Annotated in this window: 30 protein-coding genes; 12 read left to right on the forward strand and 18 right to left on the reverse strand. The window is 69.8% G+C overall.

Going from position 1 to position 25,665, the window contains the following annotated elements; translation table 11 throughout:
• The first annotated feature begins 1 nt into the window (after position 1).
• Positions 2 to 769: a polyprenol monophosphomannose synthase gene (locus tag CF8_RS09470; protein WP_051204182.1), complete on the forward strand. Its 768-nt coding sequence runs from the start codon at positions 2 to 4 to the stop codon at positions 767 to 769.
• Positions 766 to 1,263: an FxsA family protein gene (locus tag CF8_RS09475; protein ID WP_010832898.1), complete on the forward strand. Its 498-nt coding sequence runs from the start codon at positions 766 to 768 to the stop codon at positions 1,261 to 1,263. The genes CF8_RS09470 and CF8_RS09475 overlap by 4 nt, the downstream gene beginning before the upstream one ends.
• Before the next feature lie 9 nt (positions 1,264 to 1,272).
• On the opposite strand, the gene CF8_RS09480 is transcribed toward CF8_RS09475, so the two are convergent.
• The 5 genes from CF8_RS09480 to CF8_RS09500 all read right to left on the reverse strand — a co-directional run bounded on the left by CF8_RS09480 (position 1,273) and on the right by CF8_RS09500 (position 6,458).
• Positions 1,273 to 1,656 carry an RNA polymerase-binding protein RbpA gene (locus CF8_RS09480; RefSeq protein WP_010832899.1) on the reverse strand — a complete coding sequence of 128 codons (384 nt, stop codon included), beginning with the start codon at positions 1,654 to 1,656 and terminating at the stop codon, positions 1,273 to 1,275.
• 212 nt (positions 1,657 to 1,868) lie between these two features.
• Complete coding sequence (locus CF8_RS09485; protein WP_036490671.1) at positions 1,869 to 3,230, reverse strand: MFS transporter; 1,362 nt, start codon at positions 3,228 to 3,230, stop codon at positions 1,869 to 1,871.
• The gene (locus tag CF8_RS09490) at positions 3,227 to 4,009 is read right to left on the reverse strand and encodes a glycerophosphodiester phosphodiesterase (protein WP_010832901.1); all 783 of its coding nucleotides are present in this window, start codon (positions 4,007 to 4,009) and stop codon (positions 3,227 to 3,229) included. Before CF8_RS09490 ends, CF8_RS09485 begins: the two co-directional genes overlap by 4 nt.
• A 19-nt stretch (positions 4,010 to 4,028) precedes the next feature.
• The gene (locus tag CF8_RS09495) at positions 4,029 to 4,847 is read right to left on the reverse strand and encodes a GNAT family N-acetyltransferase (protein ID WP_010832902.1); all 819 of its coding nucleotides are present in this window, start codon (positions 4,845 to 4,847) and stop codon (positions 4,029 to 4,031) included.
• A gap of 84 nt (positions 4,848 to 4,931) precedes the next feature.
• The gene (locus CF8_RS09500) at positions 4,932 to 6,458 is read right to left on the reverse strand and encodes a helix-turn-helix domain-containing protein (protein WP_036490673.1); all 1,527 of its coding nucleotides are present in this window, start codon (positions 6,456 to 6,458) and stop codon (positions 4,932 to 4,934) included.
• Between the two features lie 101 nt (positions 6,459 to 6,559).
• Here CF8_RS09500 and CF8_RS09505 point away from each other — a divergent pair, with 101 nt between their 5' ends.
• The gene (locus CF8_RS09505) at positions 6,560 to 7,576 is read left to right on the forward strand and encodes a zinc-dependent alcohol dehydrogenase family protein (protein WP_010832904.1); all 1,017 of its coding nucleotides are present in this window, start codon (positions 6,560 to 6,562) and stop codon (positions 7,574 to 7,576) included.
• 10 nt (positions 7,577 to 7,586) lie between these two features.
• Here the strand turns inward: CF8_RS09505 and CF8_RS21990 are convergent, their stop codons facing one another.
• The 4 genes from CF8_RS21990 to CF8_RS09520 all read right to left on the reverse strand — a co-directional run bounded on the left by CF8_RS21990 (position 7,587) and on the right by CF8_RS09520 (position 9,261).
• Positions 7,587 to 7,733, reverse strand: a complete 147-nt coding sequence (locus tag CF8_RS21990; protein ID WP_156887197.1) for a hypothetical protein — start codon at positions 7,731 to 7,733, stop codon at positions 7,587 to 7,589.
• A gap of 111 nt (positions 7,734 to 7,844) precedes the next feature.
• Complete coding sequence (locus CF8_RS09510; protein ID WP_010832905.1) at positions 7,845 to 8,243, reverse strand: arsenate reductase ArsC; 399 nt, start codon at positions 8,241 to 8,243, stop codon at positions 7,845 to 7,847.
• Complete coding sequence (locus tag CF8_RS09515; RefSeq protein WP_010832906.1) at positions 8,240 to 8,905, reverse strand: aquaporin; 666 nt, start codon at positions 8,903 to 8,905, stop codon at positions 8,240 to 8,242. Before CF8_RS09515 ends, CF8_RS09510 begins: the two co-directional genes overlap by 4 nt.
• Positions 8,902 to 9,261 (reverse strand): ArsR/SmtB family transcription factor, encoded by a 360-nt coding sequence (locus CF8_RS09520; protein WP_010832907.1) that lies wholly within the window; start codon positions 9,259 to 9,261, stop codon positions 8,902 to 8,904. The genes CF8_RS09515 and CF8_RS09520 overlap by 4 nt, the downstream gene beginning before the upstream one ends.
• A gap of 75 nt (positions 9,262 to 9,336) precedes the next feature.
• Here CF8_RS09520 and CF8_RS09525 point away from each other — a divergent pair, with 75 nt between their 5' ends.
• Positions 9,337 to 9,747 carry an ArsI/CadI family heavy metal resistance metalloenzyme gene (locus CF8_RS09525; protein ID WP_010832908.1) on the forward strand — a complete coding sequence of 137 codons (411 nt, stop codon included), beginning with the start codon at positions 9,337 to 9,339 and terminating at the stop codon, positions 9,745 to 9,747.
• Positions 9,748 to 9,763: 16 nt separating this feature from the next.
• Here CF8_RS09525 and CF8_RS09530 read toward each other — a convergent pair whose 3' ends face one another.
• Complete coding sequence (locus tag CF8_RS09530) at positions 9,764 to 10,408, reverse strand: hypothetical protein (RefSeq protein ID WP_010832909.1); 645 nt, start codon at positions 10,406 to 10,408, stop codon at positions 9,764 to 9,766.
• A 72-nt stretch (positions 10,409 to 10,480) separates the two neighbouring features.
• Here CF8_RS09530 and CF8_RS09535 point away from each other — a divergent pair, with 72 nt between their 5' ends.
• Entirely contained in the window at positions 10,481 to 11,497 is a 1,017-nt protein-coding gene (locus tag CF8_RS09535) for an LLM class flavin-dependent oxidoreductase (RefSeq protein WP_010832910.1), read from the forward strand.
• Positions 11,498 to 11,499: 2 nt separating this feature from the next.
• On the opposite strand, the gene CF8_RS09540 is transcribed toward CF8_RS09535, so the two are convergent.
• Positions 11,500 to 11,817, reverse strand: a complete 318-nt coding sequence (locus tag CF8_RS09540) for an AzlD domain-containing protein (RefSeq protein WP_010832911.1) — start codon at positions 11,815 to 11,817, stop codon at positions 11,500 to 11,502.
• Entirely contained in the window at positions 11,814 to 12,497 is a 684-nt protein-coding gene (locus CF8_RS09545) for an AzlC family ABC transporter permease (RefSeq protein ID WP_232211605.1), read from the reverse strand. The genes CF8_RS09540 and CF8_RS09545 overlap by 4 nt, the downstream gene beginning before the upstream one ends.
• Before the next feature lie 101 nt (positions 12,498 to 12,598).
• On the opposite strand from CF8_RS09545, the gene CF8_RS09550 reads away from it, so the two are divergent.
• On the forward strand, positions 12,599 to 14,959 hold the full coding sequence (locus CF8_RS09550; protein WP_010832913.1) for an ATP-binding cassette domain-containing protein: 2,361 nt from the start codon (positions 12,599 to 12,601) through the stop codon (positions 14,957 to 14,959).
• Between the two features lie 9 nt (positions 14,960 to 14,968).
• On the opposite strand, the gene helR is transcribed toward CF8_RS09550, so the two are convergent.
• Positions 14,969 to 17,116 carry an RNA polymerase recycling motor ATPase HelR gene (helR, locus tag CF8_RS09555; protein WP_010832914.1) on the reverse strand — a complete coding sequence of 716 codons (2,148 nt, stop codon included), beginning with the start codon at positions 17,114 to 17,116 and terminating at the stop codon, positions 14,969 to 14,971.
• Positions 17,117 to 17,411: 295 nt separating this feature from the next.
• Here helR and CF8_RS20895 point away from each other — a divergent pair, with 295 nt between their 5' ends.
• Entirely contained in the window at positions 17,412 to 17,699 is a 288-nt protein-coding gene (locus CF8_RS20895) for a hypothetical protein (protein ID WP_156887198.1), read from the forward strand.
• Between the two features lie 183 nt (positions 17,700 to 17,882).
• Complete coding sequence (locus CF8_RS09565; RefSeq protein WP_010832916.1) at positions 17,883 to 18,317, forward strand: GNAT family N-acetyltransferase; 435 nt, start codon at positions 17,883 to 17,885, stop codon at positions 18,315 to 18,317.
• Here the strand turns inward: CF8_RS09565 and CF8_RS09570 are convergent.
• The gene (locus CF8_RS09570; protein ID WP_010832917.1) at positions 18,299 to 18,931 is read right to left on the reverse strand and encodes a TetR/AcrR family transcriptional regulator; all 633 of its coding nucleotides are present in this window, start codon (positions 18,929 to 18,931) and stop codon (positions 18,299 to 18,301) included. The two genes, CF8_RS09565 and CF8_RS09570, sit on opposite strands and share 19 nt — an antisense overlap.
• 50 nt (positions 18,932 to 18,981) lie before the next feature.
• On the opposite strand from CF8_RS09570, the gene CF8_RS09575 reads away from it, so the two are divergent.
• Complete coding sequence (locus tag CF8_RS09575; protein ID WP_010832918.1) at positions 18,982 to 19,503, forward strand: hypothetical protein; 522 nt, start codon at positions 18,982 to 18,984, stop codon at positions 19,501 to 19,503.
• 9 nt (positions 19,504 to 19,512) lie between these two features.
• Here CF8_RS09575 and CF8_RS09580 read toward each other — a convergent pair whose 3' ends face one another.
• Complete coding sequence (locus CF8_RS09580) at positions 19,513 to 19,869, reverse strand: hypothetical protein (protein WP_156887202.1); 357 nt, start codon at positions 19,867 to 19,869, stop codon at positions 19,513 to 19,515.
• Between the two features lie 46 nt (positions 19,870 to 19,915).
• On the opposite strand from CF8_RS09580, the gene CF8_RS09585 reads away from it, so the two are divergent.
• A complete protein-coding gene (locus CF8_RS09585) occupies positions 19,916 to 20,638 on the forward strand; it encodes a peptidylprolyl isomerase (RefSeq protein ID WP_010832920.1) in 723 nt (240 codons plus the stop codon).
• 3 nt (positions 20,639 to 20,641) lie between these two features.
• Here the strand turns inward: CF8_RS09585 and CF8_RS09590 are convergent, their stop codons facing one another.
• Genes CF8_RS09590 through CF8_RS21995 form a run of 3 tightly spaced genes read right to left on the reverse strand, consistent with a single transcriptional unit; the run spans position 20,642 to position 22,135 of the window.
• A complete protein-coding gene (locus CF8_RS09590) occupies positions 20,642 to 21,595 on the reverse strand; it encodes an oxidoreductase (protein ID WP_442937098.1) in 954 nt (317 codons plus the stop codon).
• On the reverse strand, positions 21,538 to 21,963 hold the full coding sequence (locus tag CF8_RS09595; RefSeq protein WP_010832922.1) for an OsmC family protein: 426 nt from the start codon (positions 21,961 to 21,963) through the stop codon (positions 21,538 to 21,540). The genes CF8_RS09590 and CF8_RS09595 overlap by 58 nt, the downstream gene beginning before the upstream one ends.
• Before the next feature lie 28 nt (positions 21,964 to 21,991).
• On the reverse strand, positions 21,992 to 22,135 hold the full coding sequence (locus CF8_RS21995; RefSeq protein WP_156887203.1) for a hypothetical protein: 144 nt from the start codon (positions 22,133 to 22,135) through the stop codon (positions 21,992 to 21,994).
• A gap of 162 nt (positions 22,136 to 22,297) precedes the next feature.
• Between CF8_RS21995 and pepN the strand changes: the two genes are divergently transcribed.
• Together pepN and CF8_RS09605 are read left to right on the forward strand one after the other, a co-directional pair.
• Entirely contained in the window at positions 22,298 to 24,793 is a 2,496-nt protein-coding gene (gene pepN / locus CF8_RS09600; protein ID WP_010832923.1) for an aminopeptidase N, read from the forward strand.
• Complete coding sequence (locus CF8_RS09605) at positions 24,790 to 25,614, forward strand: formate dehydrogenase accessory sulfurtransferase FdhD (protein ID WP_010832924.1); 825 nt, start codon at positions 24,790 to 24,792, stop codon at positions 25,612 to 25,614. Before pepN ends, CF8_RS09605 begins: the two co-directional genes overlap by 4 nt.
• Positions 25,615 to 25,665 lie beyond the last annotated feature (51 nt).

A 25,665-nucleotide genomic window follows, 5' to 3' on the forward strand; every position in this document is an offset into this window, starting at 1 on the left:
GATGGTGATCCCCACCTTCAACGAAGCCACCAACCTTGAGCTCATCGTCGCCCGCCTGCGGGCCGCGGAGCCGAGCATCGACGTCCTCGTGGTCGACGACAACTCGCCCGACGGCACCGGCGACATCGCCGACCGGCTGGCCGCCGAGGACAGCCAGGTGCAGGTCCTGCACCGTACGGCGAAGGGCGGGCTCGGCGCTGCCTACCTGCACGGCTTCGCCGTCGCGCTCGAGCAGGGCTACGACGTCATCGGCGAGATGGATGCCGACGGCTCGCACCAGCCCGAGCAGCTGCACCGCCTGCTCGGCGCGCTGGTCGACGCCGACCTCGTGATCGGCTCGCGCTACGTCCCGGGCGGGTCCATCGTCAACTGGCCGCGGCGGCGCGAGCTGCTCTCACGCGGCGGCAACCTCTACGTGCGGCTGCTGCTGGGCATGGGCGTCAAGGACGCCACGGCCGGCTTCCGCCTGTTCCGCCGCCCCACCCTGGAGAAGATCGACCTCGCGACGGTGACCTCGACCGGCTATGTCTTCCAGACCGACATGGCCTACCGCACCGTCATGGCGGGCCTGAAGGTGGCCGAGGTGCCGATCGAGTTCATCGAGCGCGTCCGTGGCGACTCCAAGATGAGCGGCCAGGTCGCCAGCGAGTCGCTGAAGAAGATCACGCTCTGGGGGCTGCACGAGCGTCGTGAGCAGGCGCGGCGCGCGCTGCGCCGGCGCGACGGGCGGCGCACGACCCGGAAGGGCCCGCGCGGGAGCACCCCATGACGCGACGCAAGATCCCCGCCTGGCTGCTCGTGGTGGCCTTCGTGGTGGTGCCGCTGCTGGAGATCTTCGTGCTCATCCAGGTCGGTCAGGTCATCGGCCCGTGGTGGACGATCCTGCTGCTGGTCGCCGCCAGCATCATCGGTGCCTGGCTGATCCGCCGCGAGGGCGGCCGCGCCTTCGCGGCCCTGCGCACTGCGCTCGGCAGCGGTCAGATGCCGGCCAGGGAGCTCGCCGACGGTGCGCTGATCCTGATCGGCGGCACCCTCATGCTGACTCCGGGCTTCGTCACCGATCTCCTCGGGATGGCGCTGATCCTCCCCTTCACGCGTCCACTCGCGCGCCGGGCGCTCACCGGGGTGGTGTCCCGGCGCCTGGTCGGCGCCGGCGCAGCGGCGTACATGCCTCGAACCGGCCCGGGTGCGACGCCCGGAAATCAACAACGCCCCCACCCGAACCCTGGCGGGTCCGTGGTGGAGGGCGAAGTGGTCGACTAGTCGAGCAGGTCAGGAGACCTTGCGCTTCTTGGCGTTGGCGCGGTGCAGGTGCGCCGGGCCGATCTGACCGCCACGGAGCAGGTCGAGGCGCTCCTTGAGGATGTCCTCGAGCTCCTGGGTGGAACGGCGCTCGAGCAGCATGTCCCAGTGGGTGCGAGCCGGCTTCTCGACCTTCTCCTCGGGCAGGATGCCGGCGGTGCTGAGGGCCTTGGCGCCGCAACGCGGGCACTCCCAGTTCGCGGGGATGTCGGCCTCGACCGACATCGTGATCTCGAACTCGTGCCCGTGGTCGCAGCGGTAACCCACCTGCTGACGAGCGGCGAACTCGATGCCGCGCTCGTCTTCAAAGCTCTGGCCGCCGAGCCTCGCGCCGCGTAGTGTGCGCTCCGCCATTGAGCCACCTCCAAGTGTGCTGAAAAGTTTGTCCGCCCGTTGATGGGGACGGTCATGAGACGGGCGGACTGGCTTGTCCTGACGCCGGTTGTGCCGACGTTTACGTCTCGATTCAATCAACGTTAGCGGGGTGCGCAAGGTTCCGGGGAATCCGGAGACCTGCCTCACCCGTCGGGGTGAGACAGGTCACCGACGCCGGGGCATCGGTGCGATCAGACGACGGCGGGCATGTCGTTGCCGGCCTCACGGATGCCGCGCTCGGTGTCGACCCGGGTCAGCAGCAGCCCACCGATCACGAAGAAGGCGATCAGCGCGAAGATCGCCGGTCGGTAGGAGTCGGTGATCGCGAGCACGATCGCGAAGGTGGCCGTCCCGAACCACGACGTCCCGCGGTCCATCGCGTGGTAGAAGCTGAAGTACTCGGCTTCCTTGCCGCGCGGGATCAGCAGCGAGAAGTAGGAGCGCGCGAGGGCCTGCGTGCCGCCCAGCACGACGCCGATGGCCGCGCCCAGGACGAGGAACAACGGCACGTTGCCGGCCGGCAGGAAGAGCGCGACGGTGACGATGACCATCCAGATCACCAGGCCCATCAGGATCGTCTTCTTCGCACCCTGGCGAGCGGCGAGGCGGCCGAAGAGCAGCGCACCGAAGAACGCGACGAACTGCACCATCAAGATGGTGGCGATGAGGATCGTCTGGTCGTGCCCGAGCTCCTCGGCGCCGTACACCGAGGCAGAGGCGATGACCGTCTGGATGCCGTCGTTGAAGAAGAGGTAGGCCAGCAGGAAGGTCAGCGCCATCGGGTAGTTCTTCATCTCGCGCAAGGTCGCGCCCAGCTGGCCGAAGCTGCGCCTGACCGCGTTGCCCTGGACGGGCTCGACGTCGGCCGGCGGGTGGTTGTTGAGCCGGCGGAAGGGGATGAGGGTGAACGCGGCCCACCAGACGGCAGCCGACAGCATGCACAGCCGCGCGGCCATGCCCTCCTCGAGACCGATCTTCTCGTGCCCGAGGAAGACGGCGAGGTTGACGACCAGCAGCAGCCCGCCGCCGAGGTAGCCGAACGCCCACCCGCGTGACGAGACGCGGTCGCGGTTGGCCTCGTCGGAGATGAGCGGGAGGATGGAGTCGTTGATGACTCCCGCCGCACCGAAGCACAGGTTGCCGATGACGATGCCGACGGCCGCGAGCTGCCAGTTGTCGCCCGTGGCGAAGAAGATCAGGGCTGCGAAGAAGGCGCCGGTCCACGCGAAGAACGCGAGCAGTCCCTTCTTGTTGGCCGTGCGGTCGGCGTAGGCGCCGAGGGGCGGCAGCAGCAACGCCGACAGGATCGTCGAGGCGGTGATCAGCCAGAAGAAAAGCGAGCCGGGAGGCATCGAGAAGGGGCCGACGTCGAAGCGACCGCCCTCGCCCACGGCGTTCTCGGCGAGGTTGATGAAGTAGGGGCCGAAGAAGACGGTACCGATCGTGGTCGTGTAGGCACTGTTCGCCCAGTCGTACCAGTACCAGGCCTTCTGCTCCTTCTCCTGCTCGAGCGGCCTGAGGTCAGCGATCCCACCGGGAACCGTGTTGCTCATGACTTGTCCTCCCATTGGCCGCGGGATCGCAGCACGTCGATGAGTATGTCGGTGCGATCGGTGATCAGGCCATCGACACCACGCTCCAGCAGCTCGATCATTTCGTCGCGTTCATCCACCGTCCACACGTGCACCTGGACGCCGTTCGCGTGCGCGCGGCGGATGACGCGTCGCGATGCCACGACGAGCCGACCGCGCCGGTGCGGGATCTGCAGCGCGTCCGGCCGGCCCGGCGTCAGCAGCCGGGCGAGGGCGGCAGTGGGGGACAGGACGTAGGCCGCCACCTCCAGCGGGTGCGCGGAGGTGGCCACCCGACCCCGGGTCAGGCGGCGGAAGGCACCGAGGCGGGTCCTGGAGAACGAGCCGACCAGCACCCGGTCCCACGCCTCGTTGGCCGCGATGAACTCCGCGAGCGCCGAGACGGCCCCGGCCGACTTGATGTCGATGTTGAAGCGGGCGTCGGGAAAGGCCTCGAAGAGCTCGGTCAACGTCGGCACGCGCTCGCGGCCACCGATGAGGGCGGCCTGCACATCGGCGTACGACGTCTCGGCGATGCTGCCCGTGCGGTCGGTCACCCGGTCGAGGACGTCGTCGTGGAAGGCGAGCAGCACCCCGTCGCCGGTCACGTGGACATCGGTCTCGAGGTAGGTGTAGCCGAGGGCGACCGCATGGGTGAACGCGGCCATCGTGTTCTCGAGGCCCTCGATCTCGGGGTGGTAGGCGCCACCACGGTGTGCGAAGGCCAGGACGCTGGCGTGGTCGAGGTAGCGACGTCTCACGCGAGCAGTATGGCGGTGCTCAGGGGCGAAGGGTGTCGCGTTGCCAGACGAAGGGTGTCGTGGTGGTGACGCGCACGAGGCCGGACCGCTCCAGGATCGGGCGGGACATCTCGGTGCAGTCGGACTGGAGGTAGCGCACGCCGCGGGTGATCGCCGACGACGCCCGAGCCGCGACCAGGGCGCGGTAGATGCCCCGGCCGCGCCACGGCGCGATCGTGGCGCCGCCCCACAGGCCCGCGAACTCGGTCCCCGGGACCACCTCGAGCCGGCCGGCGCACACGACCTCGCCGTCCGCCTCGGCGACCCAGGCCTCCGACAGGCCGTCGGGGTGCACGAGGCGAGCGATCAGTGCGTCGCCCGACGGGCCGTCGCCGAACGCTGCCGCCTGCATGGCGGCCATGCGGTGCGCGTCGTCGGTGAACGTCGCGGCGTCGGGGTCGAGTCGTCGCAGCGACACCTCGGCCGGGATCTCGACGGGTACGGGGAGCGCGGCCGCCTCACCGATCATCACCGTCTCCTCGGGCTCGGCGCGGAGGCCCGCCGCCAGGAGGTGGTCGGCCAGGTCGGCGGGCGCGTCGTGGCCGCGGGTCTTCCACTCGAAGTCCTCGACGTCGGTCTCGTCGCGGAAGTGGGCGATGGTGCGCCGGATCAGCGCGTCGAGGTCGGCCCCGGCAAGACCGTCGAGGTCGCGGTAGCTGACGAACCCGCCACGGTCGAAGCGCCCGCGCACCAGCGGTCCGTCGGTGGAGACGTCCGTGGCGGTGAGCAGCTCCGCCTCGCGGCGGAGCTGGGCGTCATACGCCTCGAGCAGTGCGGAGGGCTTCGCCGCAGCCGTCACGCCCTCGTCCCTCGGTCGTGGGCCTTGCTCAGGCGTTCGTCGAGCTGACGCCTCGAGCTCGTTCCTCGCTCGTTGCTGCTCGACTCAGATGTCACGGAACGTTTCGATGTTGGCCCCGAGGAGGTTGAGCCTCTCGGCGAGGTCCTCGTAGCCGCGGTGGATGACGTAGGTGGAACGCAGCACCGAGGTGCCCTTGCAGGCCAGCATCGCCAGCAGGATCACCACGGCCGGGCGCAGCGCGGGCGGGCAGACGATCTCCGCGCCGGACCAGTGCGTCGGGCCCTCGACCAGGACGCGGTGGGGGTCGAGCAGCTTGACCTGGGCCCCGAGCTTGTTGAGCTCGGTGAGGTAGATCGCGCGGTTCTCGTAGACCCAGTCGTGCAACAGGGTCTGGCCCTCGGCGACCGCGGCGATCGCGGCGAAGAACGGGAGGTTGTCGATGTTGAGGCCCGGGAAGGGCATCGGGTGGATCTTGTCCAGCGGAGCCGTCAGGTCGCTGGCGCTCGTGGTGAGGTCGACCAGGCGCGTGGCGCCGTTGGCGGCGACGTATTCCTCGGTGCGGGTGTAGCGGAAGCCCATCTCCTCCAGCGTCGCCAGCTCGATCTCGAGGAACTCGATCGGGACCCGGGTGATGGTGATCGACGACTTGGTGACGATCGCGGCCGCCAGCAGCGACATCGCCTCGATCGGGTCCTCGGAGGGGGAGTAGTCGACGTCGACGTCGATGCGCTCGCAGCCGGTGACGCGCAGCGTGGTGCTGCCGACGCCGTCGATGACGACGCCGAGCTTCTGGAGGTAGAAACAGAGGTCCTGGACCATGTAGTTGGAGGAGGCGTTGCGGATGACTGTGGTGCCCGGGTGCAGGGCGGCGGCCATCAGGGCGTTCTCGGTGACCGTGTCGCCGCGCTCGGTGAGCACGATCGGGCGGCCGGGTTCGACGGCCCGGTTGACCTGGGCGTGGTACATCCCGTCGGTGGCCTTGACCTCGAGGCCGAAGGGACGCAGGGCCGACATGTGCGGCTCGACGGTGCGGGTGCCGAGGTTGCAGCCGCCGGCGTAGGGGAGGTCGAAGCTGTCGCTGCGGTGCAGCAACGGGCCGAGGAACATGATGACCGAGCGGGTTCGGCGAGCCGCGTCCTCGTCGATCTTCGTCAGGTCGAGCTCGGCGGGCGGGATGATCTCGAGGTCGTTCTGGTCGTTGAGCCAGCGGGTCTGGACCCCGAGGGAGGTCAGCACCTCGAGCAGCCGGTTGACCTCCTCGATGCGCGCGACCTTGCGCAGCGTGGTGCGACCGCGGTTCAGCAGCGAGGCACAGAGCAGGGCGACACCGGCGTTCTTGGAGGTCTTGACCTCGATCGACCCCGACAGCGTCGTGGGACCGGTGACTCGCAAGTGGGTCGGCCCGGCACCCAGGGCGACGATCTCGGAGTCGAGAGCGGCGCCGATACGCGCCAGCATCTCGAGCGAGAGGTTCTGGTGACCCTTCTCGATCCGGTTGATGGCGCTCTGGCTGGTGGCGAGCAGCTCGGCCAGCTGGTGCTGGGTGAGGCGCCGGTGCTTGCGCGCGTCACGGATGAGGTTCCCGATGCGACCCTTGTAGTCCGTCTCCATGGAGATCACGGTATCTCAGATATGAGATACGACAAGCAGTGCCAACGCGGCGAGCCGCGTCACACCCGGGAGCCCTCCACCGTCGTGCGAGGATCGGCGTCATGCGCGCAACGACCATCCACGCCCCCGGTGACATCCGCGTCGAAGAGGTCCCCGACCCGACGATCACCAAGCCGACCGAGGCCATCATCAAGGTGACCGCGGGCTGCATCTGCGGCTCGGACCTGTGGCCCTACCGCGGCTTCAACGACATCACGCCCGGCGACACGATCGGCCACGAGTGCGTCGGCATCGTCGAGGAGGTGGGTGCCGAGGTCACCGACTTCAAGCCCGGCGACTTCGTCATCGTGCCGTTCGACCACTGCGACAACACCTGCGCCCACTGCCGCAACGGCATGCAGGCCGGGTGCGTCAACCTCGGCTTCACGATGAGCGGCCAGGCCGAGTACGCCCTGGTCACCCAGGCCAACGGCTCCATGGTCAAGACCGACGCGATGCCCGACGCCGGCCTGGTCCCGTCGCTGCTCGCCCTCTCCGACGTGATGGCCACCGGATGGCACGCAGCCGTGTCGGCGGGTGTGAAGCCCGGCAGCACGGCGGTCGTCGTCGGTGACGGCGCCGTCGGCCTGTGCGGCGTGCTGGCTGCCGCGCAGATGGGCGCCGAGCGCGTGATCGCCATGTCGCGCCACGAGTCCCGCCAGGACATCGCCCGCCAGTTCGGCGCCACCCACATCGTGGCCGAGCGCGGCAAGGAGGGCGCCGCCCGGATCGCGGAGATCACCGACGGCATCGGCGCCGACGCCGTCCTCGAGTGCGTCGGGACCGACCAGGCGATCAAGACGGCCTTCGCCGTGGCCCGCCCCGGGGCGACGGTCGGCTTCGTCGGCGTACCCCACGACGTGGAGCTGCCGGTGCGCAAGATGTTCCAGCAGAACATCGGGCTGGCCGGCGGGATGGCGCCGGTGCGCAAGTACCTCCCCGAACTGCTGGAGCGGACGCTCTCGGGGGCGATCAACCCGGGCCTGGTCTTCGACCTGACGCTGCCGCTGGACGAGTCGCCCGAGGGCTACCGCGCGATGGACGAGCGCCGCGCGATCAAGGTGCTGCTCCAGCCGTGAGCCCGTTGGGTCAGCGAGAGCTGCCCTGCAGGGCCCGGCCGCGCGCGCACTCGCAGGAGTCGGAGCACGGGAGGTAGGTGTGCTGGCCGTGCCCGCACTCGACGCACGGGCGATCGTGCGAGAGGTGCTCGGTGGTGCTGGTGACGGTGTCCCACATGTCTCGACGGTGACACGACCGGGCGGCGCTCGCAGCCGAACGCGCGGGGACAGGTGTCATCGGGCCATCACAACCACCCAGGATGACTAGGCGGAGCGGACGACCGGTGTCCTAGGCGGGCGCGATCTCCGCGACCAGCGCCTCGACACGCGCGCGGATCTCGTCGCGGATCGGACGGACGGCCTCGATGCCCTGACCGGCCGGGTCCTCGAGATGCCAGTCCTCGTAGCGCTTGCCGGCGTAGAACGGGCAGGCGTCACCGCAGCCCATGGTGATCACCACGTCGGAGGCCTGCACGGCGCCGTCTGTCAGGACCTTGGGCCTGGCCGAGGTGATGTCGATGCCGACCTCGGCCATCGCCTCGACCGCGGTGGGGTTGATCGTCTCGGCCGGCGCGGACCCCGCGCTCAGCACCTCGACGCGATCGCCGGCGAGGTGCTGCAACCAGCCGGCGGCCATCTGCGAACGGCCGGCGTTGTGGACGCACACGAACAGGACGGTGGGCTTCACTGGGACTCCTCAGGGGTGGGGTAGAGGACGCGCACGAGTCCGAGGGCGAGGGCCCCGCCGATGACCTGCATGAGCAGGAACGGCGCGACGGAGCCCGGGGCGATCCCGGCGAACGTGTCGGAGAACATGCGGGCCACTGTGACCGCAGGGTTGGCGAAGCTGGTCGAGCTGGTGAACCAGTAGGCCGCGGCGATGTAGCCACCGACGGCGAAGGCGATGCTCTCGGTGCGACCGGAGCGGACGCTGCCGAAGACGATGACGACGAGGCCGAGGGTTGCGACCACCTCGGCGATGAGGAGGTGGCTCCCGTCGCGCTGGGTGCCCGCGACGGAGACCGCGTCCAGGTCGAACATCAGGTTGGCGAGTACGGCGCCGAGGATCCCGCCGACGACCTGGGCGGCGACGTGACAAGCGGCGGCCAGTGGGGCGATCAGCCCCAGGCCGAGCTCCACCAGCGTCACCACCGGGTTGAAGGCGGCCGAGACCGGCTGCAGGGACAAGATCAGCGCCACGAGCACTGCGCCGGTGGCGGTGGAGTTGATCAGGAGCTGCAGCCCGACGTCGTCGGTCAGCCGGGTCGCCATGATGCCGGACCCGACCACGGCCGCGACGAGGAAGGCCGTCCCGACCAGCTCGGACAGACCGCTGCGCAGGAGGGTCACCGGGCCACCCCGCCCAGCAGGGTGCCCAGGTCGGTGAGTGCCTCGGTGTGCACGCGGTAGTAGACCCACACCCCGCGCTTGCTCCGGTCGAGCAGGCCGGCCTCGTGCAGGACCTTGAGGTGGTGGCTGATGGTGGGCTGGCTGAGGTCGAAGGCGTCGTTGAGGTCGCAGACGCACGCCTCGCCGCCCTCGTGCGCGGCCACCAGGCTGAGGAGCCGCAACCGGACCGGATCGGCGATCGCCTTGAGCATCGGCGCGATGCGCTCTGCCACCTGGGCATCCATCGGCTGCTTGAGCACGGGGGAGCAGCACGCCACCGACTCGGCGGCCGTGAGCGTCAGTTCAGACTTCGACATGGATCAATATTGACAGATGTCGATATCCTTGTCACTCTCAGACATCGACAACCATCAATATTTAAGGAGCTCCACATGTCTCGTCTGCAACTCGCCCTCAACGTCAACGACCTCGACGCCTCCATCGCGTTCTACAGCCACCTGTTCGGCACCGAGCCGGCCAAGACCCGGCCGGGCTACGCCAACTTCGCGATCACCACGCCGCCGCTGAAGCTCGTGCTGATCGAGAACCCCGGCAGCGGGGGATCGGTCAACCACCTCGGTGTGGAGGTGGCCGACACGGCCACCGTCGAGGCGGAGCAGGAGCGGCTCGCCGCTCTCGGCCATGCGGTGATCGAGGAGAAGGACACCACCTGCTGCTACGCCCGCCAGGACAAGTTCTGGGTGCAGGACACCCCGGACGCCGAGCGCTGGGAGATCTACACGGTGCTCGACGACGCGCCGGTCGTGGACGCTCCTGCCGCAGAGGCGACCTGCTGCGTCTGACCGGTCGGCTCCGGCCTCAGCCCCACGCGGGGCCGGAGCCGCCCACCCGCTCGACGAGGCGCCCGGCGACGTACGCCGCGTTGGCCCGCAGCACCTCGGGCGGGACGGGCGGGAGGTTCTCCTCCCAGTCGAGCAGGCAGGAGCCGCGCAGCTGCGGCATCCGGGCCGGTCGGCCGAAGAAGAACGGGTGCGCGTGTGCCCCGCCGTCGCCGTAGCGACCGATGTGGCAGCGCCCGACGCTCGGCAGCTCTTCCACGGCAGCGGCGATGCGCACCATCAGCACCCCCAGCTCGGCTGCCAGGTCGTCGGGCAGGTCGGCGATGTCGAAGTGCTCGACGGGACGCAGGATGAAGGAGACCGGCAGCTTCATGTCGAGCGCGACCAGCGCCCAGCGCTCGTTGCTCCACGCGACCCGGGCTGCGCGCTCGGCCGGCATCGGCGACTGGCAGGAGCAGTCAGCAGGGTCCTCGCCCTCACGTGGCGGCTCGGCGTCGAGCAGCGGCTCGAGCGGCTTGATCAGCAGCCCCTCGAGCTCGAAGGGGAAGATGTCCCAGCCCGGCATCGCCTCGACGGCCACCGGCAGGCGTCCCTCGTCGTCGGTGGCGGCGGCCACCCGGGCGTGGAACTCCTCGGCGGTCTCCAGCTGGTGTGTGTCGCTCATGCGGACATCCAAGCAGCCGGTCCGCCCTCCCGCCGCCCGGAATAGCGACGGTGGAAGGTTGTTGAATCCTGCATGAAGAACATCGGCTTCCTCTCCTTCGGCCACTGGACCCCATCGCCGCACTCGCAGACCCGCACCGCGGCCGACGCGCTGCACCAGGCGATCGACCTGGCCGTGGCGGCCGAGGAGCTCGGCGCGGACGGTGCCTACTACCGCGTGCACCACTTCGCGCGACAGCTCGCGTCGCCGTTCCCGCTGCTGGCTGCTGTCGGCGCGCGCACGAGCAGGATCGAGATCGGCACCGGCGTGATCGACATGCGCTACGAGAACCCGCTCTACATGGCCGAGGACGCCGGCGCGTCCGACCTGATCGCCGACGGCCGGCTCCAGCTCGGCATCAGCCGCGGATCACCGGAGCAGGTCATCGAGGGCTACCGCCACTTCGGCTTCGATCCGTTGGACGGCGACCACGCGACGATGGCGCGCGAGCACACGGCGGTGTTCCTCAGGATGCTCGAGGGGGAGGGGTTCGCCGAGCCCAACCCTCGACCGATGTTCCCCAACCCGCCCGGGCTGCTGCGCGTCGAGCCGCACTCCGAGGGACTGCGCGACCGCATCTGGTGGGGCGCCGCGACCCGCGCCACCGCTGAGTGGACCGCCGAGCAGGGCATGAACCTGATGAGCTCGACGCTGCTCACCGAGGACACCGGCGTGCCGTTCCACCAGCTGCAGGCCGAGCAGATCCAGCGCTTCCGCGACGCGTGGCAGGCCGCCGGACACACACGCACGCCGCGCGTCTCGGTCAGCCGCAGCATCATGCCGCTCGTCTCCGAGCTCGACCACGCCTACTTCGGCACCGAGCGGCGCAGCACCGACCAGGTCGGCATGCTCGAGGGCGGCAAGGCACGGTTCGGCAAGACGTACGCCGCTGAGCCGGACGTCCTCGTCAAGCAGCTCGCCGAGGACGAGGCCGTCGCCGCTGCCGACACGTTGCTGCTGACGGTGCCCAACCAGCTCGGAGTCGACTACAACGCCCAGCTCATCGACAACGTGCTGACCCTGGTGGCGCCCGAGCTCGGCTGGCGCTGAGCTCAGAGCGCGCGGAGCCCGGCCGTGACCGCCACGGCGACCACGACTGCGAGCACCAGCGAGTGGCGGCGCCACAGCAGCACCCCGGCCACGGCCACCCCGACGGTGTGGGCGCCCACCGACCACGTGCGGCCGGTGGCCAGCACCGAGGTCACCACCAGCGCGCACAGCAGGGTCGGCGCCATCAGCACCACCACCCGGGTGAACCACGCAGGGAGGGAGCGACCGCCGAGGAGCATCGGCCCGAGCGCCTTGATCAGCATCGTGAGCGCGGCGCACCCGAGGATCAGCACCCAGACCTGGGTGGGCGACAACGTCATCGCGACCTCCGCACGAGGCCGAGCAGCGCGACCGCGCTCGCCGCGAGGATCGGGACGCCCGGGGGACTGATCGGCACGAGCGCCAGGGCGAGCGCGCCACCGCCCAGGGCCGCCCAGCGTGCTGATGGGTCCCTGACCTCGGCGATGAGCAGGGCCAGGAAGAACGTCGGATAGATCGCGTCGAGCCCCAGCCGGTGGGTGTCGCCGAACGCGTCCCCGAAGAAGGCGCCGGCCACCGAGCCGAGCACCCAGGCGACGTACTGCGGAACCGTGGTGCCGAAGAGCAGCCACCGGTCGAAGGTGCCGTCGCCCCGGTTGGCGATCGCCCACGACGAGTCCACGACCGTCTGGCCCTGGACGGCGCGCTTGAGCGGCCCTCCCGGCAGCGACGGCGCGAGGGCGACGCCCATGGCGAGGAAGCGTGAGTTCATCAGGCTGGCCGCGGTGAGGGCAGCGGGGATGCCGCCACCCGCGATGACGACCGACAACATGGCGAACTGGGCAGACCCGGCGAAGACGATCGCGGACGTGACCACGGCCTGGGCGACGCTGAAGCCTGCCTGCCGCGCCAGCACCGCGAAGGAGAGACTGAGCAGGAAGCCGACCACGCCGAAGGGGACGCCGATCCTCAGGCCGCGACGGAACGCAGCCTGCGCTCCAGCTTCTGCCCGTTCCACCACCCGCGCAGTCTAGGAACGCGACACAGCCGGTGATCGTTGGCCCCGGGAGTGCAGGACGCGAGAGGATCGCGGACGCCGGTCCGACCGAACGAGGGAGCACGATGAGCACGCACGTCGCCGACAGCCACGACCTGATCCGGGTGCAGGGGGCGCGGGAGAACAACCTGAAGAACGTCAGCGTGGAGATCCCCAAGCGCAGGCTGACGGTCTTCACGGGAGTCTCGGGGTCGGGCAAGAGCTCGCTGGTCTTCGCGACGATCGCTGCCGAGTCGCAGCGGATGATCAACGAGACCTACAGCGCCTTCCTGCAGGGCTTCATGCCGTCGCTGGCGCGCCCGGAGGTCGACTACCTCGAGGGGCTGACGACAGCGATCATCGTCGACCAGGAGCGGATGGGGGCCAACCCGCGCTCCACGGTCGGCACCGCGACCGATGCCAATGCGATGCTGCGCATCCTCTTCAGCCGGCTCGGGTCCCCGCACATCGGACCTCCCACGGCCTACTCCTTCAACGTCCCCACCCGTCGCGCCGGTGGTGTGATGAGCACGGAGAAGGCCGGCCACACCGAGAAGAAGGTGGTCAAGGACGCCGTCTACCTCGGCGGCATGTGCCCGCGCTGCGAGGGCATGGGCACGGTCAACGACATCGACCTGACCGCGCTCTACGACGAGACGAAGTCGCTCAGCGAGGGCGCCCTGACGATCCCGGGCTACTCGATGGACGGGTGGTACGGCCGGCTGTTCGAGGGCGTCGGGCTGCCCATGGACAAGCCGATCGCGAAGTTCACCAAGAAGCAGCTCGAGACGATGCTCTACTCGGAGCCGACCAAGATCAAGGTCGAGGGCATCAACCTCACCTTCGACGGGATCATCCCCAAGATCCAGAAGTCGATGCTGTCCAAGGACCCCGAGGCGATGCAGCCGCACGTGCGTCGCTTCGTCGAGCGGGCGGTCACCTTCCAGACCTGCCCCGACTGCGACGGCACCCGGCTCACGAAGGAGGCGCTGTCGTCGAAGGTGGCCGGCAAGAACATCGCCGAGCTCTGCCAGATGCAGATCAACGACCTGGCCGACTGGGTGCGCGAGCTCGACGAGCCGTCGGTCGCCCCGCTGCTCAAGGGCCTGCAGCACCTCCTCGACTCCTTCGCCGACATCGGCCTCGGCTATCTCTCCCTCGACCGCCCGGCGGGCACGTTGTCCGGGGGAGAGGCCCAGCGGACCAAGATGATCCGCCACCTCGGCTCGTCCCTCACCGACGTCACCTACGTCTTCGACGAGCCCACGATCGGCCTGCACCCGCACGACATCGAGCGGATGAACCAGCTCCTGCTGCAGCTGCGCGACAAGGGCAACACGGTGCTCGTGGTCGAGCACAAGCCGGAGACGATCGCGATCGCCGACCACGTCGTCGACCTCGGCCCGGCAGCCGGTACGGCGGGTGGTGAGATCTGCTTCGAGGGCACCGTCGCAGGGCTGCGGGGGAGCGACACCACCACCGGTCGCCACCTCGACGACCGCGCCGCGCTCAAGGAGGCGGTCCGGACCCCGTCCGGCCAGCTCTCGATCAAGGACGCCTCGACGCACAACCTGAAGGACGTCGACGTCGACGTGCCGCTCGGCGTGCTCTGCGTCATCACCGGGGTCGCGGGCTCCGGCAAGAGCTCCCTGATCCACGGCTCGCTGGCGGGCCGCGACGGCGTGATCACGATCGACCAGGGAGCGATCAAGGGGTCGCGGCGCAGCAACCCGGCGACGTACACCGGACTGCTCGAACCGATCCGCAAGGCCTTCGCCAAGGCCAACGGCGTCAAGCCGGCCCTGTTCAGCTCGAACTCCGAGGGCGCGTGCCCGACCTGCAACGGCGCCGGCGTGATCTTCACCGAGCTGGGCGTGATGGCCACGGTCGAGTCGCCGTGCGAGGAGTGCGAGGGCAAGCGCTTCCAGGCGGCGGTGCTGGAATACACGTTCGGCGGCAAGAACATCGCCGAGGTGCTGGCGATGTCGGTGACCGAGGCCGAGGCGTTCTTCGGCGAGGGGGAGGCCAAGACCCCGGCCGCCTACAAGATCCTGGACCGGCTCGAGGACGTCGGACTCGGCTACCTCAGCCTGGGCCAGCCGCTGACCACCCTCTCCGGCGGAGAGCGCCAGCGACTCAAGCTGGCCACCCAGATGGCCGACAAGGGCGATATCTACATCCTCGACGAGCCGACCACCGGCCTGCACCTCGCCGACGTCGCCAACCTGCTCGGCCTGCTCGACCGGCTCGTCGAGTCCGGCAAGTCGGTGATCGTGATCGAGCACCACCAGGCTGTGATGGCGCACGCCGACTGGCTGATCGACATCGGCCCCGGTGCCGGCCACGACGGCGGGACGATCGTCTTCGAGGGCACGCCGGCCGAGCTGGTGTCCTCGAAGGCGACGACGCTCACCGGCGAGCACCTGGCGGCGTACGTCGGCGGGTGACGTCGAAGCTCACCCGCTCGTGAGGATGACCAGCCTCTCCGTCGCCCGGGTCATGGCGACGTACCGGTCCACGGCGCCCTCGATGCCCGTGCCGAAGGTCTCGGGGTCGATCAGCACGACGAGGTCGAACTCGAGGCCCTTGACGTGCTCGGGGGAGAGGGAGCGGACGCGCGCGGTGCCCTCGAAGGCGGGGTCGCCGATGACGCACGCGATGCCTTCGGCGTGCTCGGCCAGCCATGAGTCGAGGACCTGCTGCAACTCGGCCGTCGAGCCATGCTGGACGGGGATCCCGCTGCGGCGGATGGAGGTCGGCACGTTGGCGTCGGGGAGTACGGCGCGGATGACCGGCTCGGCCGCGGTCATGACTTCCTCGGGCGTGCGGTAGTTGATGCTCAGCGACGCCAGGTGCACCTGGTCGAGACCGACTCGCTCGAGGCGCTCCTCCCACGACTCGGTGAAGCCGTGGCGCGCCTGCGCGCGGTCGCCGACGATGGTGAAGCTGCGCGACGGGCAGCGCTGCAGCAGCATCTGCCACTCCGCGTCGGTCAGCTCCTGGGCCTCGTCGACCACGATGTGCGCGAACGGCCCGGCCAGGGGATCGGAGGTCGCCTCCGGGAGCGCACCCTCGTCGACCAGCGCGTCGCGGAGGCCGCCCTGGTTGAGCTGGGCCATCATCCCGTCGTCGTCCTCCTGCTGGAGGATCTCGTCGATCACCCGGTCCATCCGTGCGCGCTCGGCCGCGACGGCCGCCTCGTGCCGACGTCGGCGACGCGATGCCTCCGGGTCGCCGAGACGTTGTCGAGCGGCGTCGAGCAGGGGGAGGTCGGAGACGGTCCAGGCGCGGGCGTCGGCGCGTCGCAGGGTGCGCACCTCGTCGGGGCTCAGCCAGGGAGCGCACATCCGCAGGTAGGCCGGAACCTCCCACAGGTCGCCGACCAGGTCGGCCGCCTCGATGACCGGCCAGGCCTTGTTGAAGGCAGTGACCAGGTCGGTGTTCTGGGCCAGCGATCGGCGCACGAGCTCGGGGGAGACCTCGTCATCGGCCTCGTGCTTGTCGATGAGGATCGTGAGCAGCTCCTCCCAGATCTGGTCGCGTGCCTCGTTGTGGGGAGTGCCCGGAGCCGGTGCGGCGAAGGCCTCCGCCCAGTCCGTGGCGCTGAGCCAGACGTCGGCCCAGTGGGTCTCGACCTCCATGCCCTCGGTGGGCGGCTCCTCGTACAGCCTGACGGCCGGTTCGATCGCCCGGACCATGTCGACGGACGACTTCAGGCGTGCCACCTCGGGGTCTGCCTCCACCTGGAGGGCCGCACCTTCGGGTTGCAGGTCGAGCAACGTGCACGTCTTGACTCCCTCCTCGCCGAGGCTGGGCAGGACGTCGGCGACATACGCGAGGTACGGCGCGTGCGGACCCACGAAGAGCACGCCGCCGCGGCGATCGCCCAGCCGGGGGTCGGAGTAGAGGAGGTAGGCCGTGCGGTGCAGCGCCACCACGGTCTTGCCCGTGCCCGGACCGCCGTCGACGACATGGGTTCCGCGCGAGCCCGAGCGGATGATGGCGTCCTGGTCGGCCTGGATGGTGCCGAGCACGTCGCGCATCTGCGGCGAGCGGCTGCTGCCCAGGGTGGCGATGAAGGCGGACTGGTCGTCCAGGGCGGCGTGGCCCTCGAGCCCTTCGGAGGTGAACACCTCGTCCCAGTAGTCGCTGATGCGACCGCGGGTCCAGCGGTAGCGCCGGCGGCTCGCCAGCCCCATCGGGTTGGCGTGGGTCGCGCCGAAGAACGGCTCGGCCGCGGGGGAGCGCCAGTCCACGAGCAGGCGCCGGCCGTCACGGTCGGTCAGGCCGAGGCGCCCGATGTAGAGGGCCTCGCCCGCCGTACCCACGACGCGGCCCAGGCACAGGTCGAGGGTGTAGCGACGCAGGGTGCGCAGGCGGCCGCTGAGTCGGTGGATCTCCTCGTCGCGGTCCATCGCGGCCTGGCCGGTGCCGCCCGGAGCCCTGAGCTGCTCGTTGAGCCGCGCGGACAAGTCAGCGATCGAGCTCTCGAGGCTCTCGCCGATGGCCCGGAAATGCTGCTCGTCGTCGGTGATCAGCGCGGGGTCGGACTTGGCGGATCGTTGGTCGGGAAGGTCGAAAGCACTGGTGGTGCCAGTCGTCACTGAACATCTGCTCCGATGCGTGTGGGCGTCCCGCGAGGTGCGCAGAACCGGCCTGGATGGGCGAGTCTGGACCATGCCGGGGGCCTTGCCGCAAGCCCCCCACTGCGCTATAAGTTGGAACTGAGGGACAGTGCGTCAGCGACGGCCATCTGCGTCCCGCCATCGTGCGGGCATCATCGGGCAAGGAGCCGTCATGGGAATCGTTCGACACTGCGTGGTGGCGTCCGCTGTGGCGCTCGTCCTGAGCGGGTGCGCGTCGACGTCCGAACCCCAGGACCCGAGCACGGAGGACACCGTGAGCACATCACCCGGCGAACCGACACCCTCGCCATCACCAGTCGCGCAGCAGGCCGTCACCGACCTGGCCGGCACGTTGGGAGTGGACGAGGGCGACATAACGCTCCTCGAGCTCGAGGAGGTCACCTGGCGCGACGGCAGCCTCGGGTGCGCCCAGTCCGGGAAGATGTACACCCAGGCGCTGGTCGACGGCCAGCGGATCGTGCTGTCAGCCGGCGGGCAGCGCTACGAGTACCACTCCGGTGGCGGACGCGACGCGTTCTACTGTGAGAACCCGACGCAGTAGACCTGCACGTCGGGTGGGGAACGAAATCGGGATGTGCGCCTGATCTGACCCCGATCTGGTTCCCCAGGCAAAGCGCCGATAACTGACATTATGTCAATATGTGTGGGTCGGGACCGGTGTTCACCCTCCCCACTCGTCACCTGGGGACGAATCGCCACTGTTCGAGAGCTGTACGGTTCGCCGGTGATCCGTGAGGCAGTTGCAGAAGACTTCCAGGCCATTGCGCGTCTCTACCGTCAGCTGCATCCGGCGGACCCGGTCCTGGAGGATGGTTCCGACCGGACCGCCTTCGACGTGATCCTGAGGACGCCAGGGCTGTCCCTGTTGCTGCTCGAGGTGGATGGCGCGGTGGTCGCGACCACCTATCTGAACATCATCGCGAACATGACGCGGGGCGCGTCGCCGTACGCCGTCATCGAGAACGTCGTCGTCGACGAGAGCCACCGTGGGTCCGGGCTCGGGAAGCAGATCATGGCGGCGACGCTCCAGGCCGCCTGGGACGCAGGCTGCTACAAGGCCATGCTGCTCACCGGCTCGAGGACGCCCGGGACCCATGCCTTCTACCGCAGCTGCGGCTTCTCCCCCGACGCGAAGACGGCCTACCTGGCCGTCCCGTAGAGAACGCGTCCCCACACCGTCGTCAGCGTGCTCGCCACGGCGTCGACGTCGGGAGCCGGGTTGTCGACCAGCTCGTCGAAGAAGTACTGCAGGTTCATCGCGAGCAACGCTCGCACTGTCGGTTCGGGGTCGATGCCCGAGATCCGACCGGCAGCGATCTCCAGCTCGACCAACCGCACGTGCGCGTCGACCACCGGTTCCATGAACCCGCGCCACGCTCGTCGCGTGTCGTCGTCATGCGCCGCCGCATGGGCCAGTGCGCGCAACAAACGGCCGTGCTCGAGATAGAAGCGAGCCAGTCCGTGCAGCGCTTCCTGGCCGGCCAGCATCAGGCTGTCAGCTGTGTAGACCGGCTCGATGATGGAGTCCCGCTGCGCTGCCAACGGGTCGAGCAGTCGTCGCAACAGCTCGTTGCGATCGGCGAAGTAGACGTAGAAGGACTTCCTGCTGAGCGTGGTGGACGCCATCACGGCACTCACCGTCACCTGCTCCCCCGGCAGGCGCGTCAGCAGGTCGCGCGTCGCATCGAGGATCTCGGCCTGTGCCTCCTCGGGGCGACGCCGTCGTCGTGTGTGAGTGGTCGGGTTGTTGACGCGCGAGGGTGTGGGCGGCACTCTTGGAAGCCTACTACTGCCACTGTGGCAGTAACATGAGGAGGTGCCAGGTGGAGAACCTCGCAGCAGCGCTGACTCTCGTGGGCGCTCTCGCCATTGCGCCAGCAGCGGCGGCCGGCACACCGGGGCCGGCAACCTTCGACGGCTCCTGCTCCCTGACCGGCGTGGTGAGGTTCGAGCCTGGCCTGGGCGCCGCCATGGTGACCACGACGGCGATCGCACGCGCTTCCGGTGAGTGCAGCGGCGTACTAGCCAAGAACAACGGCGAGACGGTCACGCTCAGTGACGAGTCCGCGACCTATCGAGGACGCGCCGCCGGGGAGCAGTCGTGCGCGGCGGGCACCACCCGCGGTGTGAGCCGGCTGCGCATCGCCGGGCAGACCGTGAGGTTCACGCTCTCCGAGACGCGTGTCGGCGTTCTCGCCGTGATCCGGCTCCGCGACGCGACGGGGGCGACCACGACGGGGCTCGCTGCGGTGGCACCCAGCGAGGAGTCGATCAACCAGGCCATGGCCTGTTCATCCACAGCCGGATTGACCCGGGTGCCGGTCACGATCTCAACGACGTCGTGACCGTGCCGGTCACTCGCTGCAGCGCTCGGCCCTCTCGCCCAGGTCGTTGCTGGCGCTGACGCAGAACGAGTTCTCGTCGACCGCGCGGACGACGACCGTCACTCCCGGCGACGCGGTGAACTCACTGGCGCCGACCTTCACGGCCTCGCCGTCCGTGGCGGTCACGTCCTCGGGTCTGCCCTCGTTGACGACGTTCAAGGCCTGGAGGTTCTGCATGCGCAGCATGTCCTGGTACATCGGCCGGTCCTCGTCGATGTCTGCGTCGAGCATCCAGACCAGCGGCAGGCACGCCAGCATCACGACGAAGACGCCGAGCGTGATGAGCAGCGGCAGTCGGTCGCCCTGGGTCGGCACGCGTTGATTCACGAACGTGATCCTAGGTCCACACACGATCTCCCCTACGATCGTCGGCATGTTGAAGCGACTCGTAGCCATCTCGGCGACCCTGGCCTGTCTTTCCCTCGCAGCGTGCGGCAACGAAGGGGGCGAGAGCGCGACCGACCCGACCACCGAGGAGACCACCAGCGAGACCACGAGTGAGACGCCGGCCGAGACCGAGTCCGCCGCCGGTGCCTGTGAGTACGTCGAGGGCGGCTCCCCCGCCGTCAGGGAGGTCGAGCTCCCGCCGAGCGAGCCCACCGTGTCCGGCGAGGTGAAGGTCGTCTTCCAGACCACGCTCGGCGACATCCCCGCGACGCTCGACGCCGACGCCACCCCCTGCACGGTCAACTCGTTCGTCTCGCTCGCCGAGCAGGGATTCTTCGACGACTCGCCGTGCCCGCGCATGGCAACGGCCCCCTCCTTCGGCATCCTGCAGTGCGGTGACCCGTCCGGCAGCGGCTCGGGCGGTCCCGGCTACAGCTACGCCGACGAGCTGACCGGCGAGGAGACCTATGAGGCGGGCACGCTCGCCATGGCCAACGCCGGCCCCGACACCAACGGCTCGCAGTTCTTCTTCGTGTTCAACGACTCCCCCGGCCTGACGCCCGACTACAACGTCTTCGGCTCCGTCGACCCGGCCGGCCTCAAGCTGCTCACCAAGGCTGCCAAGAAGGGCGACGACGGCTCGCACCCCGCCGGCGGCGGCGTCCCCAACGCCGGCCCGATCGACATCACCGGTGTCACCATCGGCTGATCGCTACAGCGGCCAGCTGATCCCCGTCAGCGACTCCGACCTCGCCCACAGCTCCTTGGCGAGGTCGGGGTCGCTGGCCATTTCGGAGCGACCGACCGGCACCGGTGAGCCCCACAGCTCCATCGGGCCGTGCGGCCCGAAGTAGGAGTTGCCCGGGACGTCCATGGTCGCCGCGAACAGGGCCGGCTGGACGCCGCGCGCGACTGGCATGCCGACCACTCGGTTGCCCAGGGCGCCGATGCGGTTGAAGGCTGCGCTTCCGGTGCTGACCTGGATGCCGGTCGACGTGTAGCCGGGGTGCGCGCCCACGGACCGCAGGGTCGAGCCGGCCGCGGTGAGACGGCGTTGCAGCTCGCCCAGGAAGCTGACGTTGGCCAGCTTCGACGCCGCGTAGGCGGCATAGGGCCGGTAGGGGCGCCGGTCGAAGAAGAGGTCCGCCACGTCGAGCACTCCGCTGCGATGGGCGTCCGACCCGATGGTGACGACCCGGTCCGTCAGCCTGGGCAGGAGCAGGTTGGTCAGGGCGAAGTGACCGAGGTGGTTGGTCGCGAGCTGCGTCTCGAAGCCGTCGACGGTCCGCGACCGCGGCAGCGACATCACCCCCGCGTTGTTGACCAGGACGTCGACCCGCTCCGTCTCGTCGGCGAAGGCGCGCACCGACGACAGGTCGGCGACGTCGAGGCGACGTAGGACGAAGTCACCCGGCACGCCGTCGATGACCGCGCGTCCCTTGTCCACGTTGCGTACGGCGACCACGACCCTCGCACCGGCGCCGGCCAGCGCCGTGGCGGTCGCGAGGCCGAGCCCGCCGGAGGCGCCGGTGACGACGAAGGTCCGCCCGTCCTGGCGCGGCATCCGCTCCGTGGTCCAGCCACGGGTCGGCGTACGACCCAGCACCGTCAGGTCTGGTCGTAGGTGACGTCGGCACCCAGCTGGACCGTGCGGCTGACGGTGCACAGCCGGTCGCGGGACATCTCGATCGCCTTCGGGAGGAACTCGCGCGCGGCGTCGCCCTCGGGCCCGTCGGGGAAGGTGATGTCGAAGGAGAGTCGCAGGCCGGTCATGTGGTTGCCGGACTCGTCGCGGACCTTGTGGCCCTCGGCGGTGATGTCGAAGCTCGTGCTGACGGCCCGCTTGGCGGTGATGAGGTCGACGTCGATGGCGCTGCACCCGGCGATCGCGGCGAGCAGCATCTCGACCGGCGTGAAGTCGGGGTCCTCTCCCCCGGTGCCCATGAAGGTCTCGCCACCACGGGCGTTCGTTGCCTTGAAGCGGGCGTCACCGATCTTGGTCAGCGCGACGCTGCGGAGGGTGTCATCACTCATGGCGCCGAGCATAGGCGCCCGTGCAGGCTCAGCGAGCGTTGCGGCGCGCGGAGCGATCGGCTCGGCGCTGCTCGCGACGAGCGAGCTGGACCGAGCGCAGCAGGGCCTGGTCCTCGACGGAGTGGACACGTCCTTCGACGATTCCGAAGGCGACGTGCAGCTGCGTGCTCATGGTGTTCCCTGGTCCTTCTCGGCCGCGCGGGCCGGGTGCGAGATGTAATGTGCAGGGCGTCCCTGCGACTCTTACATTCTATGGGAGTCGCCGTGCCGCGCCGGACCATTTCCGGGGTGATCTCCCACACCCGGCAAGACTTCCCGTGGCTAGGGTGCACGCGTGTCCCGATCCCCCCACCTGAGCCTCCAGCACCGCGAAGCGATCGAGCGGTATGCGTCCGTGACGGTGGTGTCCTACGACGTCGCGCTCGACCTGGACGTCGACGACGCGACCTTCGGGTCGCGCACCACCATCGTCTTCGAGTCGACCGGTGCCGCGACGTTCGTCGACGTGAAGCCAGTGCGGCTCACAGAGGTCCGCCTCAACGGTGTCCGGCTGGATCCGGAGAGCTGGGACCGCGGACGCCTCACGCTCCACCCGCAGGCAGGAGCCAACGAGCTCGTCGTCGATGCCGTGATGGGCTTTCGCAGCGACGGCGAGGGCCTGCACCGCAGCGTCGACCCCGCCGACGGACGCCACTACGTCTACGGCATGTCCTTCCTGGACGCCGCCCCGAGCATCTTCGCCTGCTTCGACCAGCCCGACCTCAAGGCGCCCTACACCTTCCACGTGCGCGCGCCGGTCGAGTGGACGGTGATCGGCAACGCCCCCGGCACGCAGGTCGAGCCCGGCGTCTGGGAGCTCGAGCAGAGCCAGCCGCTGTCGACCTACTTCGTCACCCTGGTCGCCGGACCCTGGCACGCGATCACCACGGAGCACGACGGGATCCGGCTCGGGCTGACTGCCCGCCGGAGCATCGCGGGCGCGCTCGAGCGCGACGCCGAGGAGATCCTGACGGTGACCCGGCAGTGCTTCGACGAGTTCCACCGGCTCTTCGACGACCGCTATCCCTTCGGTGACTACCACCAGGCGTTCGTGCCCGACTTCAACGCCGGCGCCATGGAGAACCCCGGCTGCGTCACCCTGCGCGATCCCTACCTCTTCACCTCCCAGGTCACCCGCGGCGCGCAGTGCCTGCGCGCCACCACGATCGCCCACGAGCTCGCGCACCAGTGGTTCGGCAACCTGACGACCCCGACGTGGTGGGACGACCTGTGGCTCAACGAGTCGTTCGCCGAGTACATGGGCAACCGGGTGACCGCCGACGTCACCGAGTTCGACGACGCCTGGGTCCGCAACGCCTACCAGCGCCGGCAGTGGGGGCTGCTCGCCGACTCCGGCCCGACCACCCACCCGGTCGCCGGCACCGGGGCGTCCGACGCCGTCACCGCCCTCCAGGACTTCGACGGCATCTCCTACACCAAGGGCTCGAGCATCCTGAAGCAGCTCAACGCGCGACTCGGCGACGACGTCTTCCTCGCCGGCGTCAACGACCACTTCGCGCGCCACCGGTTCGCCAACGCGACCATGCACGACCTGTTCAACAGCTGGGAACGCGCGGGGGCCGGCGACCTCGGCGACGTGACGCAGGGCTGGCTGCGGACCAGCGGGGTAGACCGCGTCACGCTCGACCGCCACAGCGGGATGCTCCGGCGCACTCCCCCGACCTCGTCCACTACGGCCGCACTCCCCCGACGGCACGCCTTCGACATCGCCGCCATCGCCGCGGACGGCAGCTGGCGGCGCGAAGGCGTGGTGCTCGACGACGCAGCCTCGGCCGTCGAGGTCGCCCCCGAGGAGGTCGTGGTCCTCGACGCCGGCGAGACGTCGTGGCTGGTGGCCCAGGTCGATCCCGCGAGCATGGAGCGGCTGGCAGCCGTGATGCCGCTGCTGACCGACGACGCGTTGCGGGCCTCGGTGTGGAACAACGTCCGCAGCTCGTTCGAGACCGCAGTCATCTCCCCCGAGGACGTCCTGGCCGTCGCCGTCGCGTCGATCCCCGGCGAGACCAACGACGAGCCGCTCTCGCTCAACGCGCGCGCCATCGACCCCAGCAAGCTGCTCCTGACCGAGTGGCTGATCACCAAGGTCGCGCCGCTGAGCGCCGATCCGGTCGCCGCGGTCGACGCGCTGCACGCGGCCTACTGCACCCGACTGGAGACGGCCGGATCCGGCAGCACCGTCCAGCACGCAGCCTTCCGGGCAGCCGTCGAGACCTCGTCGTCCACGGAGGACCTCGAGCGCTGGCTCGCCGGCGACCTGCCGGCCGGGATCTCGACGGACCTCTCCCTGCGCTGGCTCCTGCTGCTCCGCCTCGCGTGCCTGGGGGCCGTCGACCGGTCGTCCCTCGACCAGCACCTGGCCGAGGAGACCACGGCGGTCTCGACGGTCGAGCACGCGCGCGCCGTGGCGAGCCTGCCGACACCGGAGTCCAAGCAGTGGGCCTGGGACCGGTTCGTCGGGGCCGTGGACGCGCCGAGCTACGAGCTCCAGGCCTGTGGCCAGGGCATGTGGCGACCCGGCCAGGAGGCCCTCACGGAGTCGTACGTCGAGCGGTTCTTCGACGAGCTGCCGCACACCGCGTCCGTGCGCAGTGGCTGGCTGCTGGCCTCGGCCGCCTGCTGGTTCTTCCCGCTCACCTCGCTCACCGACGAGACCGTGGCACGGGCCGAGGAGCTGGCGCGCGCGGAGAGCCTGGATTCCTCCCTGCGCAGGCAGCTGGCGATCATGGCCGACGAGGTCCGCCGGCGCATCGCCGTACGCTCTGAGGCATGAGCACGCTTGCGCGCCGACCCGGACCTTCGGTGCGGACGCGCGTCACCCAGCACACCGATGCGGGACCGCGCGCCCACGAGGACCGGCTCGCCAGCGAGGAGCCGCTGGAGATCCGGCTCGCCGCTGGGGGCGCTCCGGCCGAGCGGGTCTGGGTCACGATGCGGACGCCGGGTCACGACTTCGAGCTGGCGGCGGGCTTCGCGGTGAACGAGTCACTGGCGGCTCCTTCCGAGATCGCGCGGGTGGCCTACTGCACCGACACCGAGCTGGATCGGGAGCAGGAGTTCAACGTCGTGACGATCACCGTGACAGGACCCACCGACATCGCACACCGGCACACCGCCCAGTCGGCAGGCTCGTCCGCGTGCGGTGTCTGCGGCAAGGACAGCGTGGCCGCGGTGCTGGACGTCCGCTCCGCCCCGGCGTGGCCGGGCGCCATCCCCGCTCCCCACGTCATCCGCGGGCTGCCTGCCGCGATGCGCGAGCGGCAGAAGCTCTTCGACCGGACGGGCGGTGTGCACGCCGCGGCCCTGGCCGACGCGGACGGGCGGCTGCTGGTGGTCCGCGAGGACGTCGGACGGCACAACGCTGTCGACAAGGTGATCGGCGCGCAGGTGCTCGCCGGCGAACCCCACAGCGCGGCCTGTCTCGTGGTCAGCGGCCGGGCCGGGTTCGAGCTGGTCCAGAAGGCCGTGACGAGCGGCATCGGCAGCCTGGTCGCGGTGGGCGCACCGACGAGCCTCTCGGTCCGGCTGGCCACCGAGTCGGGCTTGGCGCTGTTCGGCTTCACCAGCCCCCGCAGGTGTGTGCAATACGCCTGAGGAGCCGCCTGCGGCGTGGGCTCCCGGGCGATGTCGGTGCTCGAATCTAGG

The sequence above is a fragment of the Nocardioides sp. CF8 genome, from assembly GCF_000389985.1.
GTDB lineage: Bacteria > Actinomycetota > Actinomycetes > Propionibacteriales > Nocardioidaceae > Nocardioides > Nocardioides allogilvus.

Excerpts from the sequence above, each read along its gene's own strand:
- CF8_RS09470 (WP_051204182.1), top strand. The coding sequence starts at position 2 with ATGGTGATCCCCACCTTCAACGAAGCCACCAACCTTGAGCTCATCGTC.
- CF8_RS09475 (WP_010832898.1), top strand. The coding sequence starts at position 766 with ATGACGCGACGCAAGATCCCCGCCTGGCTGCTCGTGGTGGCCTTCGTG.
- CF8_RS09480 (WP_010832899.1), bottom strand. The coding sequence starts at position 1,656 with ATGGCGGAGCGCACACTACGCGGCGCGAGGCTCGGCGGCCAGAGCTTT.
- CF8_RS09485 (WP_036490671.1), bottom strand. The coding sequence starts at position 3,230 with ATGAGCAACACGGTTCCCGGTGGGATCGCTGACCTCAGGCCGCTCGAG.
- CF8_RS09500 (WP_036490673.1), bottom strand. The coding sequence starts at position 6,458 with ATGGAGACGGACTACAAGGGTCGCATCGGGAACCTCATCCGTGACGCG.
- CF8_RS09505 (WP_010832904.1), top strand. The coding sequence starts at position 6,560 with ATGCGCGCAACGACCATCCACGCCCCCGGTGACATCCGCGTCGAAGAG.
- CF8_RS21990 (WP_156887197.1), bottom strand. The coding sequence starts at position 7,733 with ATGTGGGACACCGTCACCAGCACCACCGAGCACCTCTCGCACGATCGC.
- CF8_RS09520 (WP_010832907.1), bottom strand. The coding sequence starts at position 9,261 with ATGTCGAAGTCTGAACTGACGCTCACGGCCGCCGAGTCGGTGGCGTGC.
- CF8_RS09525 (WP_010832908.1), top strand. The coding sequence starts at position 9,337 with ATGTCTCGTCTGCAACTCGCCCTCAACGTCAACGACCTCGACGCCTCC.
- CF8_RS09530 (WP_010832909.1), bottom strand. The coding sequence starts at position 10,408 with ATGAGCGACACACACCAGCTGGAGACCGCCGAGGAGTTCCACGCCCGG.
- CF8_RS09535 (WP_010832910.1), top strand. The coding sequence starts at position 10,481 with ATGAAGAACATCGGCTTCCTCTCCTTCGGCCACTGGACCCCATCGCCG.
- CF8_RS09540 (WP_010832911.1), bottom strand. The coding sequence starts at position 11,817 with ATGACGTTGTCGCCCACCCAGGTCTGGGTGCTGATCCTCGGGTGCGCC.
- CF8_RS09550 (WP_010832913.1), top strand. The coding sequence starts at position 12,599 with ATGAGCACGCACGTCGCCGACAGCCACGACCTGATCCGGGTGCAGGGG.
- CF8_RS09585 (WP_010832920.1), top strand. The coding sequence starts at position 19,916 with ATGTTGAAGCGACTCGTAGCCATCTCGGCGACCCTGGCCTGTCTTTCC.
- CF8_RS09595 (WP_010832922.1), bottom strand. The coding sequence starts at position 21,963 with ATGAGTGATGACACCCTCCGCAGCGTCGCGCTGACCAAGATCGGTGAC.
- CF8_RS21995 (WP_156887203.1), bottom strand. The coding sequence starts at position 22,135 with ATGAGCACGCAGCTGCACGTCGCCTTCGGAATCGTCGAAGGACGTGTC.
- CF8_RS09605 (WP_010832924.1), top strand. The coding sequence starts at position 24,790 with ATGAGCACGCTTGCGCGCCGACCCGGACCTTCGGTGCGGACGCGCGTC.